Origin of the sequence: Rathayibacter sp. PhB1 (genome assembly GCF_004362935.1) — a bacterium.
Lineage (GTDB): Bacteria > Actinomycetota > Actinomycetes > Actinomycetales > Microbacteriaceae > Rathayibacter > Rathayibacter festucae.
The window spans coordinates 57,559-71,114 of record NZ_SNYD01000005.1 but is presented as its reverse complement, the minus strand read 5'-3'; the positions used below and the strand labels follow the sequence as shown (position 1 = coordinate 71,114).

Below are 13,556 nucleotides of genomic sequence, written 5' to 3'. Positions count from 1 at the left end.
ATGGCACGCGCACGCGACACCGAGGCCCAGGCGGCGCCGGTCGCCGAGACCTCCGAGCTCGAGCCCGAGTTCGAGCCCGGCGAGGGCGACGGCGGCATGTTCGGCGACGGCCCGCCCGCCCGGAAGGCGCAGAACTTCTGGCCCTCCGCCAAGCGGCTGTTCAGCCTGCTCGGCCCCGAGCGCGCCCGGATGATCCTCGTCGTCGCGCTCGTCTCCGCGTCGGTCGTCCTCACCGTCATCGCGCCGAAGATCCTCGGCCAGGCGATGGACACCATCTTCAACGGCGTCATCGGCTCGCAGCTGCCGGCCGGCGTCCCGCTCGAGCAGATCATCGAGCAGCAGCGGGCCGAGGGCAACGGCACCTTCGCCGACATGCTCTCCAAGACCGCGATCGTCCCCGGCGAGGGCATCGACTTCACCGTGCTCGGGCGCCTGATCATCGTCGTGCTGCTGATGTACGTCGTCGCGTCGGTGCTGATGTGGGCCCAGGGCTACATCCTCAACGGCCTCGTGATGCGGGTCGTCTTCGGCCTGCGCCAGGACATCGAGGCGAAGATCAACCGCCTCCCGCTGCGCTACTTCGACACCCGGCAGCGCGGCGACGTGATGTCGCGGGTGACCAACGACGTGGACAACATCCAGACGGCGCTGCAGCAGGCGTTCTCGCAGCTCGTCCAGTCGGTGCTCACCATCATCGGCATCGCCGTGATGATGTTCATCGTCTCCTGGCAGCTCGCGCTGATCGCGCTGGTCTCGATCCCGCTGTCCGCCGTGATCGCCGGCGTCATCGGCGCCCGCTCGCAGAAGCTCTTCGCCGCGCAGTGGAAGAACACCGGCGCGCTGAACGGCCACATCGAGGAGACGTTCTCCGGCCTCGAGATCGTCCGCACCTTCGGCCGCGACCGGGAGATGCTCGAGGAGTTCGACCGCCGGAACGACGCGCTCTACTCGGCCTCGTTCGGCGCCCAGTTCGTCTCGGGCATGATCATGCCGGCGATGACCTTCGTGTCCTACCTCTCCTACGTGCTGATCGCCGTGGTCGGCGGGCTGCGGGTCGCCTCGGGTCAGCTGACCCTCGGCGACGCGACCGCGTTCATCCAGTACTCGCGCGAGTTCACCCAGCCGGTGACCCAGCTCGCGAGCATGGCGAACATGCTGCAGTCGGGCGTCGCCTCGGCCGAGCGCACCTTCGAGCTGCTCGACGCGGACGAGCAGGAGCCGGAGACCGCGGTCGACTCGCTGCCCGAGCGCACCGACGGCCACGTCGAGTTCCAGGACGTCTCCTTCTCCTACGACCCGGAGCAGCCGCTGATCGAGGGACTGACCTTCTCGGCCCAGCCGGGCCAGACGGTCGCGATCGTCGGGCCGACCGGCGCCGGCAAGACCACGCTGGTCAACCTGGTGATGCGCTTCTACGAGCTCACGGGCGGGCGGATCCTGCTCGACGGCGTCGACATCACCCTGATCGGCCGCGGCGACCTGCGCTCGCGGGTGGGCATGGTGCTCCAGGACGCCTGGCTGTTCCAGGGCACGATCCGCGAGAACATCCGCTACGGCCGCCTCGACGCGACCGACGAGGAGATCGCCGACGCCGCCCGGGCGACGATGGTCGACCGCTTCGTGCAGCAGCTCCCCGACGGCTACGACACGGTGCTCGACGCCGAGGGCGGCAGCGTCTCGGCCGGTGAGCGCCAGCTGATCACGATCGCCCGCGCGTTCCTCGCCAACCCGTCGTTGCTGATCCTCGACGAGGCGACCTCCTCGGTCGACACCCGCACCGAGCTGCTCGTCCAGCACGCGATGGCGGCGCTGCGCACCGACCGCACCTCGTTCGTCATCGCGCACCGCCTCTCCACGATCCGGGACGCCGACACGATCCTGGTGATGGAGGCCGGCCGCATCGTCGAGCAGGGCGCTCACGAGGCGCTGCTCCAGCGCCGCGGCGCGTACTACGACCTCTACATGACCCAGTTCCGCGGGGGAGCCGAGGAGGGACAGGGCGAGAAGGCCGGTGCGACGCGCGCGGGCGGGGCCGAGTCCGCGCCGTAGGCGTGCCCCGTAGAGTAGGCGCGTGACCGACGCACGCCAGCAGCTCATCGAGTACATCGGCTCCGACGCCGTCTTCCACGGGGACTTCACCCTGACGAGCGGCAAGAAGGCGAGCTACTACGTCGACCTGCGGCGCGTCAGCCTCGACCACCGGGTCGCCCCGCTCATCGGCGACGTGATGCTCGACCTGATCGCCCCGATCGAGCGCGTCGACGCCGTCGGCGGTCTGACCATGGGCGCCGACCCGATCGCGTCCGCGATCCTGCACCGCGGCGTCCTCCGCGGACTCGAGTACGACGCCTTCGTCGTGCGCAAGGCGCCCAAGGACCACGGCCGCGGCCGCCAGGTCGAGGGCCCGGACCTCGCCGGCAAGCGCGTCGTCGTCGTCGAGGACACCTCCACCACCGGCGGCTCCCCGCTCGCCGCGATCGAGGCACTGCTGAAGGTCGGCGCCGAGATCGCCGGAGTCGCCGTCGTCGTCGACCGTGCGACCGGGGCACGCGAGATCATCGAGGGCGCCGGCTACCCCTACTTCGCCGCGATCGGGCTGGCCGACCTCGGGCTGAGCTGATGGTGGACGACGACGGCCGCGAGCGCGGCGACCAGCCCGACGGCGGGCGTGACGAGCAGCCCGAGCGCCGCGCCGGCGGCAGCGAGTGGCTCCTCGAGCAGCTGAGCGGCGGCCGCCTCAAGAGCATCTTCGACGCCCCGCGCACCCCTGCGCCCGAGCCCGCGCCCGCGCCTGAGGCCGCGCCCGAGGCAGCGCCCGCCGAGGAGGAGCAGCCCGCGGAGTCGCAGGACCCGACCGAGGCCGAGCAGCCCGCGGACGCCGAGCGGCCCCTCGACGCCGACCGGTCCGTCGCGGCCGAGGAGTCCGTCGTCGAGCAGTCCGTCGTCGAGCAGCCGGTGGACGTCGAGCGCCGCGCCGGGTCCGAACCGGCCGTCAGCACCGAGCAGGCCGACGGGACCGAGCGGGCCGATGAGCCCGACCAGGCCGGCCCGACCGAGCAGGCCGGTGGGACCGAGCAGGCCGGTGAGACCGAGCAGGTCGCAGCTGCCGAGCGCCCCGTCGACGCCGAGCAGGCCGAGCCGTCCGCCGAGGTCGAGCGGCCCGCCGAGGTCCAGCGTCCCGTCGAGGTCGAGCGTCCCGTCGATTCCGAGCGTCCCGTCGATTCCGAGCAGCGCGTCGATGCCGAGCAGCAGGCCGATGTCGAGCAGCAGGCCGATGTCGAGCAGCCGGTCGATGCCGTGCGACCCGTGGAGCCCGAGCCCGGCTCCGCTCGCGAGACCGTCGTCGAGCCCGACCCCGCTCCCGCACCGCCGACCACGGACGCGGCGCCCGCGGAGGACGACGCTCGGACGCCCGTGGAGCCCGCGTCCGATCCCGAGGCCGACGCCGCCTCCGCGCGCCGCGACATCTGGGCCGCCTTCACCGCTCCCCGGTCGCGGCCCGCAGCGGACGACTCGACCAGCTCGGAGTCCGCTCCCGAGCGACCGGTCACGCCCTCTCCGCGCTTCCCGCTCGGCCCGGTGCTCCCGCAGTCGCCGGCCGCCCCGAGCCCCGCTGCCGCTTCCGCGCCGGAGTCTCCGGCCGAGCCGGCCGAAATCGCGTCCGCCGCGCCCGTCCTGCCCGCGGGACCGCCGATCGACGATCTGCCGACCGCGCCCCCGGCGCTCCGCGAGCGAGGGCGCCGCTCCGAGGCGCGCCGCGACCGGCCCGAGGGTGCGACCGAGCCCGAGCCACGCGAGCCCGCGGTGCCCACCGTCTACCAGTGGCCCGACCCCCGCGGCGGCTGGGACGCACCGCCGGTGTGGGAGGACGTCGTCGCCCCGCGCGACGAGCCCGAGGACGATGGCGGCGACGAGGAGCTCTGGCGCGAGACCGCCGGCGCCTACGCCTGGAACCTCGAGCCGGACGACGACGGCACCGCCTCCGGAGAGCCGACCACCGGTGCCGAGGGGACGTCCGGCGAGGACGAGCCCGCCGCCCCGGCCGTCGCGCCGTTCAGCACTCCCGCCCGCGCGCACGTCAACGCCGCCAAGCGCTCGACCCGCAAGCCCCGCGCCGAGAAGCCCCGCGCCGAGAAGCCCCGCGGCGAGAGGCCCCGCGCCGAGAAGCCCGCGACGTCACCGGCCCCCGCTCCCGTCCCCTCCGTCACGAGCGTCGGCGCGCCCGGCCCCGACCGGGCCCGCAGCCGTCGGCGCCTGCTGATCGGCCTGATCGCCGTCGGCGTCGTGCTCCTGCTCGGCGCGATCCTCGCCATCGGGATCGCCGTCGGCTCGAACGGCGATCAGGAGGCGGCGCCGGCCCCGGCCGCGACGTCCGCCGCTCCGTCCGAGCCGAGTGCGACGCCCACCAGCGCGCCCACCGCCGCCCTGCCCACCGTCGGCCCGCTGCCGGCCGGCAGCTACGCCTGGACGGCGCTGCTGGGCGGGGAGTGCCTCCAGCCGTTCGACACGGTCTGGGCCGAGCAGTTCACGGTCGTCGACTGCGCCACCGCCCACACCGGCGAGATGGTCGCGACCGGTGAGCTGACCGATGCGGTCTTCCCGGGTCAGGACGCGCTGGCCGTCTCGGTGTCCTCGCTCTGCCAGGCGCAGGGCGTCGTCGACATCGCGGGTGCCGAGGCGTACGGCGACGTGCAGGTGTCCGCCTCCTTCCCGGTGACTCAGGAGCAGTGGGACGCCGGCGGGCGCAGCTACTACTGCTTCGTCGACCGCGCCGGCGGCGGCGACATGCTCGGCTCGGTCGACGGCACCCCGTCGGCGTAGGCCGGGCGGCGCGAGACGTGGACGAGGCCGGGCCCTCCGCCTCCCCCGAGGCGACGACGAACGGCGTGGGGCCGTGGGTCGGTCCGCGCCCCGACGACGACCGCCTCGATCCCGAGCTGCTCGAGCGCGGCGACTCCCGCAACGTGATCGACCGCTTCCGCTACTGGCGGATGGACGCGATCGTCGCGGAGCTCGACGCGACGCGGCACCCCTTCCACGTCGCCATCGAGAACTGGCAGCACGACATGAACATCGGCTCGATCGTGCGCAGCGCCAATGCGTTCGGCGCCGAGAGCGTGCACATCGTCGGGCGCCGGCGCTGGAACAAGCGCGGCGCGATGGTCACCGACCGCTACCAGCACGTGCAGCACCACGAGACCGTCGCCGACCTCGCCCGCTGGGCCGAGGCGGAGGACGTGCCCCTGCTCGCGGTCGACAACGTGCCCGGCTGCGTGCCGATCGAGACGTTCGCGCTGCCGGAGCGCTGCGTGCTGCTGTTCGGGCAGGAGGGGCCGGGCCTCTCGGAGGAGGCGATCGCCGCCTCCGTCGCCGTCCTCGAGATCTCGCAGTTCGGCTCGACCCGCTCGATCAACGCCTCCGCCGCCGCCGCCGTGGCGATGCACGCCTGGATCCTCCAGCACGTCCGCTTCTGAGCGGGCGGGCGCCCCCTTCCCCACCCTCCGGCCGCGAGTACGCAGAAGTTGCGGTAGTCGCGCGCCACTACCGCAACTTTCGAGGAGTCAGAGCGTGGTCTGCTGGTGCGCGGGCGGGTACGCGGAAATCGTGGTACCCACGACCGACCACTGCGACTTCCGAGGAGTGGGAGCGCGGCCGCCAGCCGATCCCGCCCGAGTACGCAGTAGTTGCGGTAGTCGCGCGCCACTACCGCAACTACTGAGGAGTGGGAGTGCCGTCTCCCGGGTGGTCCGCGGCGGGTCCGCAGAAGTTACAGTATTCGCGTGCGACTACCGCAACTTCTGGAGTGTGGGCAGGTCGGGTGGGAGGAGCGACGGGGCCGGGGCGGCGGTCAGAGGATCTGGTCGTCCGGCGGGAACTCGGTCTCGTACGGGTCGGTGGAGAGCAGCTCGTGCACGCCGGTCAGCACCTCGTCGGGGCGGAACGGGTAGCGGTCCATCTCGGCGCGGTCGCTGATGCCGGTGAGGACGAGGACGGTGTGCAGGCCGGCCTCGATGCCGGCGACGATGTCGGTGTCCATCCGGTCGCCGATCATGCCGGTGTTCTCGCTGTGCGCGCCGATCTTGTTCATCGCCGAGCGGAACATCATCGGGTTCGGCTTGCCGACCACGTACGGGTCCTTGCCGGTGGCCTTCGTGATCAGGGCGGCGATCGCGCCCGTCGCGGGCATGACGCCCTCGGCGCTCGGGCCGGTCGCGTCGGGGTTGGTCACGATGAAGCGGGCGCCGCCGACGATCAGGCGGATCGCCTTCGTGATCGCCTCGAAGCTGTAGTTGCGGGTCTCGCCGACGACGACGTAGTCGGGCGCGGTCTCGGTCATGATGAAGCCGGCCTCGTGCAGGGCGGTGGTGATGCCGGCCTCGCCGATCACGAACGCGCTGCCGCCCGGCATCTGCGAGGCGCAGAAGTCGGCGGTCGCGAGGGCGCTCGTCCAGATCCGCTCCTCGGGCACGTGCAGCCCCGACGCCCGCAGCCGGGCCGCGAGATCGCGCGGGGTGAAGATCGAGTTGTTCGTGAGCACCAGGAACGGGGTGCCCGCGTCCGTCCACTCCTGGATGAGCTCGGGCGCGCCGGGGAGCGCCTGGTTCTCGTGCACCAGCACGCCGTCCATGTCCGTGAGCCAGGCCTCGACCTCGCTGCGCTTCGTCGCCATGGGGTCGATGCTATCGGCGCAGCCCGGACGGGGGAGTCGACGGGCTGCCCCGGAGCGGCACAGCGGGAGCGGGTTACCCTGAGGACATGAATGGCGAGAACCTGCTGGGCCCCGAACCGACCCTCCTCCCGGACGAGCCCGCGATCACCGCGGCCCTCGCCAAGCACGCGAACCCGGGAGCTGTCGAGTTCGCCGCGCTCGCGGCGGCCCACCCGCGCTCGCCGCTGGCCTGGGCTCTCCTCGCGGACAGCGTCTGGGGGATCGACGCGGCGCTGCCGTCCTACGCCTACGCGCGCGTCGGCTACCACCGCGGCCTCGACCTGCTCCGCACCGCCGGCTGGCGCGGCCAGGGCCCCATCCCGTGGCGGCACGGCCCCAACCGCGGCTTCCTGCTCTCCCTCTACGCCCTCCGCCGCGCCGCCGAGTCCATCGGCGAGACCGACGAGGTCGCGCGCCTCACCGGCTTCCTCGAGCAGGCCGACCCCGCCGCGATCCCCGAGATCGAGCGCTACCACGAGGACGCGCTGCCCCCCACGGCCGCCATCGTCATCCTGGGCGCCGACTGATCCGAAGCGTGCTGGACGAGTAGCCCCGCGGTGCGTATCGAGACCCGCCGTCGTTCGGTGGGTTGATCTCGATACGCCCGCTTCACGGGCTACTCGATCAGCAGGAGAGGGACCCATTGCGCGGGCTGCTCGATCGGCATGCGAGGGACCCGTTGCGCGGGCTGCTCGATCGGCATGAGAGGGACTCGCTTCGCGGGCCGCTCGATTCGCATGCGCGCGAGAATGTGCCGCCGCATGCTGGTCGAGTAGCCCCGGAGGGGCGTATCGAGACCCGCCGTTGTTCGGTGGGTGGATCTCGATACGCCCTCTACGAGGGCTACTCGATCAGCATGGAAGGGACCCGTTGCGCGGGCTGCTCGATCAGCATGCAAGGGACCCGCTGCGCGGGCTACTCGATCAGCAGGGAAGGGACCCGCTGCGCGGGCTGCTCGATCAGCAGGGAAGGGATCCGCTCCGCGGGCTGCTCGATTCGCATGCGCGCGAGAATGTGCCGCCCCATGCTGGTCGAGTAGCCCCGGAGGGGCGTATCGAGACCCGCCGTCGTTCGGTGGGTGGATCTCGATACGCCCTCGACGAGGGCTACTCGATCAGCATGCAAGGGACCCGCTGCGCGGGCCGCTCGATCAGCATGGAGGCGCTCGCTCTGCGGGCTGATCGACCCAATGGGAGGGCGCCCGCTCTGCGGGCTCCTCGGGAGGGGTGCTCGGTCAGCGAGGCGAGCCGGCGCCCGCAGGCGCGGCGCGGCGGCGGAGGAGCAGGACCGTCGCGAGGGTCAGCAGGGCGCCGAGGACGGCCGCGGCGGCGGTGACCAGGAAGCCGGACTGCGGGCCGAGGGCCTCGACGGCCAGGCCGCTGAGGGTGGAGCCGGCGGTGGCGCCGAGGGCGATGCCGGTCGGCGGCCAGGCGAGGGCCTCGGTGAGGCGGCGGCGCGGGGCGATCGACTCGACGAGGCTCGAGCCGGTGATCAGCAGCGGCGACGTCGCGAGGCCGGCGACGAAGGCCAGCGCGATCAGTGCGGGCAGGGAGCCTGCGAGCACGAGCACCGGCACGACCACTCCGAAGACGGCGCCCGCCACCAGGAACCTCGAGCGCGGGCCGCCGGGCAGGCGCGCGGCACCCACGACCACCCCGGTGAGCACGCTGCCGATGCTGTACGCCGAGAGCAGCAGCCCCGAGGCGGCACCCGCGCCGGACGCCTCCGCCGTCGCGATCGCCGCGACGTTGAACGAGCCGAAGACCCCGCCGATGGTCGCGAAGACCGCCACGATGCCGACGAGCCCGAGTGGCAGCCGCTCCCGCGCGGGCGACGCGGCCGAGCGCACCGGAGCGAGCGCCGGCTGCGTCCCCGTCTGCACGAGCAGCGCGACGCCGCCGGCCACGCCGATCCCGAGGCCGACCAGGACGCCGGCCGCCGGGTGCACGAGCGAGGCCAGCAGGGTGACGATCGGCGGCGCGACCACGAAGGCAGCCTCGTCCGCCACCGACTCGACCGAGTACGCGGTGTGCCGCAGCCCCGGGTCCGACGTCGCGGCGCTCCAGCGCGAGCGGACGGCCGAGCCGACGTCGAGGACGGCCGCACCGGCGAGGATGCCGAGCGCGAACCAGGTCCAGACGGGGGCGCCCAGCAGCACGGCGGCGACCAGGCCGAGCGAGGCGGCGACGAGGACCGGGAGCGACAGGGCGAGCGCCCGGCGCTGCCCCCAGCGGTCCATCACCCGCGACCAGAGCGGCCCGGTCACGGCGAGGGCGAGGGTCAGCGCGCCGGAGACCGCGCCGCCGAGCGCGTAGCTGCCGGACTGCGCCGACACGAGGACGAGCACCCCGATCGCGAGGCTGCCCTTGGGGAAGCGGCCGAGCCAGCCGGCCGAGGAGAAGGCGAGCGACCCGGGGAGGGCGAACGCCCGCGCGTACCTCCCGGTCGCACGGCCCAGAGCGGAGGGCGAGGTGGTCGTGGGGTCTGGCATGGTCGGATCCGATTCCGGTCGTTCCGACGGCGGAGACTGCTCCACTGGCTGGACGGACGACAGGACGAGCCTACGCGGGCGGCACCTCTGCGGGCATGATGGACGCGTGGACACCGCCGCGCTCGAGTCCTTCCTCGCCGACCTGCCGGGCGCAGGCGCGAGCTTCCCCTTCGGCCCGGAGACGCGGGTGTGGAAGGTCGAGGGCAAGGTCTTCGCGCTCGAGATGGAGCGGTTCGGCCGGCCCGTCGTCAGCGTGAAGGCGCTGCCCGAGAACGTCGTGCACCTCGTCGCGGGCGTCGACGGCATCGAGCCCGGCTACCACCTCAACAAGAAGCACTGGGTGACCGTCGACGCGGGCGGACGGGTCGAGGAGGGCCTCGTCCAGGAGCTGCTCGCGGAGTCGCACGCGATCATCGTCGCGAAGCTGCCGCGCCGCCTCCGCCTCGCCCTCGACGGCACCGCCACCGGCTCCCTCAGCGAGGACGCCTGACCCGAGCCCGGCCCTCCCCGCGAGATGCCACCTGTGACGGACTTTCGCGGCGTGTCGCGCTCACAAGTGGCATCTCGCGGGGGAGGACCGGGCTCGCAGGTCAGAGGCCGTAGGAGCGGAGGTACGCCGCGGTGTCGTGCCAGCCCTCGACGGCGAAGGTCTCGACGCCCATCGCCTTGACCGGGTAGTCGTTGCCGTCGGGGTCGAGGCGGTCGCCGACGAAGATCATCTCGTCGAGGGGGATGCCGGTGAGCTCGGTGAGCTTGTTCATCCCGTAGGCCTTGTCGATGCCCTTGCGGGTGATGTCGACCGAGGTGGAGCCGCCGGAGCGGACCTCGAGGTCGGGCAGCACGGCCTGGACGGCCTCGCGGAGGGTGTTCTTCTTCTCGCCGGTCGGGTCCCAGGCCTGCTTCACCGGCACGGGGGCGGCCTGGCCGAGCGCGGAGAAGGTGATCTGCGAGTCGCGGTCCTCGAGGATCGGGCCCCAGGTCTCGGACTCCCAGTAGCCGAGCTCCTTGGCCTTCTCCTCGACGGCGGCGAGCGCGCGGGACTTCTCGTCGTCGGTGAGGTTCTCGGCGTAGATCTGCGCCCAGTCGCCGTTCTCGTAGCGGTAGTACTGCGTGCCGCAGGTGGGCATCAGGTGCAGCTTCGCCAGCACGGCGGGGTCGGCGCCCTCGAGGCGGTCGAGCACCTGCATCCGGAACTGGCCGATCTGGCCACCGGAGATGATGCACACCTCGGTCGCCTGCAGCAGCTTGACGAAGAGGTCGGCCATCACCGGGTCCACGGGGGACTTCGAGGCGGCGAGGGTGTCGTCGAGGTCGAAGGCCATCAGGCGGGGCAGGGTGCTCATGGAACTCGTTTCACGGTCTGCGGACAGGGCGGTGGGGACGGGGTGGCGCGGCGCGCGCGGTATCGAGGATACGGGTCGGTGCAGCCGGAGCGCGGAACCGCGGGCGCAGACTGGGGCGATGAGCCTCTCGCGCACGATCGCCCGCGTCCTCCTGGGCCTCGTGCTCGTGTTCGCGGGGACAGGGCACCTGACCTTCGCGCGGCGGTCCTTCCAGGCGCAGGTGCCGCCGTGGCTGCCTTTCGATGCGGACTTCGTCGTCCTGGCATCCGGTGTCGTCGAGATCGCGCTCGGGCTCGCGCTCCTGCTGGTGCGGCGCCGGCGGGTGCTCGTGGGGATCGTGGTCGCCGCGTTCTTCGTCGCGGTGTTCCCCGGCAACGTCTCGCAGCTCGTCACCCGGACCCCGGCCTTCGGCCTCGAGACCGACGCGGCCCGGGCGATCCGGCTGGTCTTCCAGCCGCTGCTCGTGCTCTGGGCGCTGTGGTCCACGGGCGTGCTCGCCGCCTGGAACGCGAGACGGCGCCGCCCTCGGGAGTGAGGTCGGCGCCGTCCGGTCGTGCGGGTGATGCTGGCGGCTACTCCGAGTGCGAGGCGGAGCGGCGGCGGCGCAGCACCGTCAGCGCGATGCCGGCGAGCAGCAGCAGGGCCGCGCCTCCTGCGTAGGAGGCCGCGTCGACGCCGGTGTTCGCGAGCGGTCCGGAGTGCGATCCCCCGGCGACGGGGACGGGCGTGGCGGAGGGCAGCGGCACCGGGGTGGCCGTCGGCTGCTCGGTCGGCTCGGGGGTTCCGGGCGCGGGCGTGCCGGGCTGGCCGGGCGTGCCGGGCTCGGCCGGGACCTCGGCCGCGACCGACGTCAGCGACCAGTTCTCGTCGTAGAAGTCGGTATGGTCGATCACGCCGCGCGCGCTCGCCCAGTCGATCAGCAGCTGCCGGATCTCGAGCCGCTCGTCGTAGACGAGGGGAGCCGCGGCGACGGCCGGGTAGGCCCCGCCACCGCTCTGCCGGTAGTTGTTGACGGCCATCACGAAGCGGTCGTCGTCGGCGACGGGGGTGCCGTCGAGCTGCGTCAGGTCGCGGATCCGCGAGCCGGCCGGCTGCGAGATGTCGATGACGTAGTCGAGCCCGGAGAGCGCGTCGTAGTTGTAGTCCGGGATGCCCGTGGGGCGGTCCGCGGTGATCGCGTTCGTGCCGGTGGCCGGGTCGAACGGAGCGCCCGGGGCGACCTGGTTGAAGTAGCGCGCCGAGTACTCGAGGTAGTCGCGCACCTCCGCGCCCGTCATCTCGACGCCCCGGAGGGTGTTCTCGTAGATGTAGAGACCGGCGATGTCGCGGATCGTGACCTGCCCCTTCGGGAAGACCGCGGTGCGCGAGAACGGCGACGCCTGCGAGATCACCGGGACGTCGGCCCACTCCGTGCCCTCGAGCGCGGCGTCGACCGTCTCGGCCTGGACGTTGTTGATGAAGTCGATGATCGGGGTGTCCTCGTAGCGCGAGGTCTCGGCCGAGAGCTCCTCGAGCGACTCCGCCACGGGGGTGTTCACGTACTCGATCGTGGTCGCGTGCGGCTCGGCGAGGGCGTCGACCACGGCGGTCGACTCCTCGGCGATGTCGCGCGCGTAGACCGGGGTGACGACGGGCGCGCTGCCCTCGGTCCAGTCGACCTGCAGGTCGCCCGCGGCGTCCTTCACCAGGTTCAGGGTCACCTCGGTGAGCCCCTGCGCCCAGAAGTAGGGCTGGGTGACGAGGACCTGCTCGCCGGCGACGTTCGTGTAGAGCGTCTCGGGGACGTCCTGGTGGCTGTGGCCGGCGACGACCACGTCGATGCCGGGGACCTGCGTCGCGATGTTGTTGACGACGTCCTCGTTGAGGTCGGCCGGGTCGTACTCGGCGTCCGGGACGGTGCCCTGGCCGGTGTGCGCGAGGACGACGACCACGTCGGCCTCGGCCTGGACCTGCGGGACCCACTCCTTCGCGGTCTCGACCATGTCGCGGAACTCGAGCACGCCGTCGACGTACTGCTTGTCCCAGACGCGGACGCCCGGGGTGACCAGGCCGAGCACGCCGACCCGCACGGTCTCGCCGTCGATCTCGCGCTCGATCACCGTGTAAGGCTTCTGGTACGGCTCGCCGGTGGCGACGTCGATCATGTTCGCGCCGAGCAGCGGGGCGTTCAGGTCGCCCTCGTAGGCGCTGAGCATGTCGAGGCCGTAGTTGAACTCGTGGTTGCCGACGACCTGCGCGTCGTAGCCGATGGTGTTGAACGCGGTGGCCATCGGGTGCGTCGTCTCGCCCGAGAGGACGCCCGCGGCGCCGTCGCCGAGGCCGTAGTAGTAGGTCAGGGGCGTGCCCTGGATCGCGTCGCCGTTGTCGAAGACGAGGACGGAGTCGTCGCCCTTCTCGGCGCGGAGGCGGTCGACCTCGGTCGCGACGCGGGTGAGGCCCAGCGTGTCCTCGCCCTCGTAGGGCGCGTTCGCGAAGTAGTCCCAGTTGTAGACGTGCCCGTGCGTGTCGGTCGTCGACACCAGGGTGAGCTCGACGCCGTCGTCGAGGGGGGCCGCGCTCGCGAGGGGAGCGGCGGTGGCCGCCCCGAGCGCGACGACGGCGAGGAGGCTTGCGGCGCGGAGTGTGCGCATCGGTTTCCTGTTCGCGTGATCGGTGGAGTGTGAACGCCTTCGAATGTATGCGCCGGGTGTGAACGCGTCGTTACGGGTTCGAGAGCATCGCTCGGCTCTGCACTCGGCGTCGGTGTCGGGACGTCCATGCTGATCGAGTAGCCCGTGGAGCGGGCGTATCGAGATCCACCGGCGTCAGAAGGACGAGTCTGCAGACCCGCCCTGCTGATGAGGGTGGGTCTCGATACGCCCCTGCGGGGCTACTCGACCAGCATGCTGCGGCGCAGCCGCGTCCTTTCCACATCACCGAGACGCGAAGCCGCTTCGCTGCTCGATACGCCCCTGCGGCCCTCCCGTAAACTGGCTCGGGCTGGTCGCCCTGTCGCGACTCCTCCGTCGCACGG

Annotated in this window: 11 protein-coding genes; 7 read left to right on the top strand and 4 right to left on the bottom strand. The window is 72.5% G+C overall.

Translation table 11 applies throughout. The annotated features are described in order from the left end of the window. From EDF17_RS13450 to EDF17_RS13435, 4 genes are read left to right on the top strand one after another with little or no spacing between them, the layout of a single operon-like run. Positions 1 to 2,049 (top strand): ABC transporter ATP-binding protein, encoded by a 2,049-nt coding sequence (locus EDF17_RS13450; protein ID WP_123447134.1) that lies wholly within the window; start codon positions 1 to 3, stop codon positions 2,047 to 2,049. A 22-nt stretch (positions 2,050 to 2,071) separates the two neighbouring features. Next, positions 2,072 to 2,620, top strand: a complete 549-nt coding sequence (pyrE, locus tag EDF17_RS13445) for an orotate phosphoribosyltransferase (protein WP_123447133.1) — start codon at positions 2,072 to 2,074, stop codon at positions 2,618 to 2,620. Further along, positions 2,620 to 4,821 carry a septum formation family protein gene (locus EDF17_RS19910; protein ID WP_166649685.1) on the top strand — a complete coding sequence of 734 codons (2,202 nt, stop codon included), beginning with the start codon at positions 2,620 to 2,622 and terminating at the stop codon, positions 4,819 to 4,821. The genes pyrE and EDF17_RS19910 overlap by 1 nt, the downstream gene beginning before the upstream one ends. 17 nt (positions 4,822 to 4,838) lie before the next feature. Continuing rightward, complete coding sequence (locus EDF17_RS13435) at positions 4,839 to 5,474, top strand: TrmH family RNA methyltransferase (RefSeq protein ID WP_123447132.1); 636 nt, start codon at positions 4,839 to 4,841, stop codon at positions 5,472 to 5,474. 374 nt (positions 5,475 to 5,848) lie between these two features. Here EDF17_RS13435 and EDF17_RS13430 read toward each other — a convergent pair whose 3' ends face one another. Continuing rightward, positions 5,849 to 6,670 (bottom strand): HAD-IIA family hydrolase, encoded by an 822-nt coding sequence (locus tag EDF17_RS13430; RefSeq protein ID WP_123447131.1) that lies wholly within the window; start codon positions 6,668 to 6,670, stop codon positions 5,849 to 5,851. A gap of 86 nt (positions 6,671 to 6,756) precedes the next feature. Between EDF17_RS13430 and EDF17_RS13425 the strand changes: the two genes are divergently transcribed. Then, positions 6,757 to 7,236 carry a DUF3151 domain-containing protein gene (locus EDF17_RS13425; protein ID WP_123447130.1) on the top strand — a complete coding sequence of 160 codons (480 nt, stop codon included), beginning with the start codon at positions 6,757 to 6,759 and terminating at the stop codon, positions 7,234 to 7,236. A 707-nt stretch (positions 7,237 to 7,943) separates the two neighbouring features. Here the strand turns inward: EDF17_RS13425 and EDF17_RS13420 are convergent. After that, positions 7,944 to 9,200 carry an MFS transporter gene (locus EDF17_RS13420; RefSeq protein WP_123447129.1) on the bottom strand — a complete coding sequence of 419 codons (1,257 nt, stop codon included), beginning with the start codon at positions 9,198 to 9,200 and terminating at the stop codon, positions 7,944 to 7,946. Positions 9,201 to 9,306: 106 nt separating this feature from the next. Between EDF17_RS13420 and EDF17_RS13415 the strand changes: the two genes are divergently transcribed. Then, entirely contained in the window at positions 9,307 to 9,690 is a 384-nt protein-coding gene (locus EDF17_RS13415) for an MmcQ/YjbR family DNA-binding protein (protein ID WP_208110615.1), read from the top strand. Between the two features lie 100 nt (positions 9,691 to 9,790). Here EDF17_RS13415 and EDF17_RS13410 read toward each other — a convergent pair whose 3' ends face one another. After that, complete coding sequence (locus EDF17_RS13410) at positions 9,791 to 10,543, bottom strand: HAD-IIB family hydrolase (protein ID WP_123447127.1); 753 nt, start codon at positions 10,541 to 10,543, stop codon at positions 9,791 to 9,793. 118 nt (positions 10,544 to 10,661) lie between these two features. Between EDF17_RS13410 and EDF17_RS13405 the strand changes: the two genes are divergently transcribed. Next, complete coding sequence (locus EDF17_RS13405) at positions 10,662 to 11,078, top strand: hypothetical protein (protein ID WP_123447126.1); 417 nt, start codon at positions 10,662 to 10,664, stop codon at positions 11,076 to 11,078. A gap of 37 nt (positions 11,079 to 11,115) precedes the next feature. Here the strand turns inward: EDF17_RS13405 and EDF17_RS13400 are convergent, their stop codons facing one another. Continuing rightward, positions 11,116 to 13,173 carry a 5'-nucleotidase C-terminal domain-containing protein gene (locus EDF17_RS13400; RefSeq protein WP_123447125.1) on the bottom strand — a complete coding sequence of 686 codons (2,058 nt, stop codon included), beginning with the start codon at positions 13,171 to 13,173 and terminating at the stop codon, positions 11,116 to 11,118. Positions 13,174 to 13,556: the final 383 nt, after the last annotated feature.

Excerpts from the sequence above, each read along its gene's own strand:
- EDF17_RS13400 (WP_123447125.1), bottom strand. The coding sequence starts at position 13,173 with ATGCGCACACTCCGCGCCGCAAGCCTCCTCGCCGTCGTCGCGCTCGGG.
- EDF17_RS13430 (WP_123447131.1), bottom strand. The coding sequence starts at position 6,670 with ATGGCGACGAAGCGCAGCGAGGTCGAGGCCTGGCTCACGGACATGGAC.
- EDF17_RS13450 (WP_123447134.1), top strand. The coding sequence starts at position 1 with ATGGCACGCGCACGCGACACCGAGGCCCAGGCGGCGCCGGTCGCCGAG.
- EDF17_RS19910 (WP_166649685.1), top strand. The coding sequence starts at position 2,620 with ATGGTGGACGACGACGGCCGCGAGCGCGGCGACCAGCCCGACGGCGGG.
- EDF17_RS13410 (WP_123447127.1), bottom strand. The coding sequence starts at position 10,543 with ATGAGCACCCTGCCCCGCCTGATGGCCTTCGACCTCGACGACACCCTC.
- EDF17_RS13420 (WP_123447129.1), bottom strand. The coding sequence starts at position 9,200 with ATGCCAGACCCCACGACCACCTCGCCCTCCGCTCTGGGCCGTGCGACC.
- EDF17_RS13405 (WP_123447126.1), top strand. The coding sequence starts at position 10,662 with ATGAGCCTCTCGCGCACGATCGCCCGCGTCCTCCTGGGCCTCGTGCTC.
- EDF17_RS13425 (WP_123447130.1), top strand. The coding sequence starts at position 6,757 with ATGAATGGCGAGAACCTGCTGGGCCCCGAACCGACCCTCCTCCCGGAC.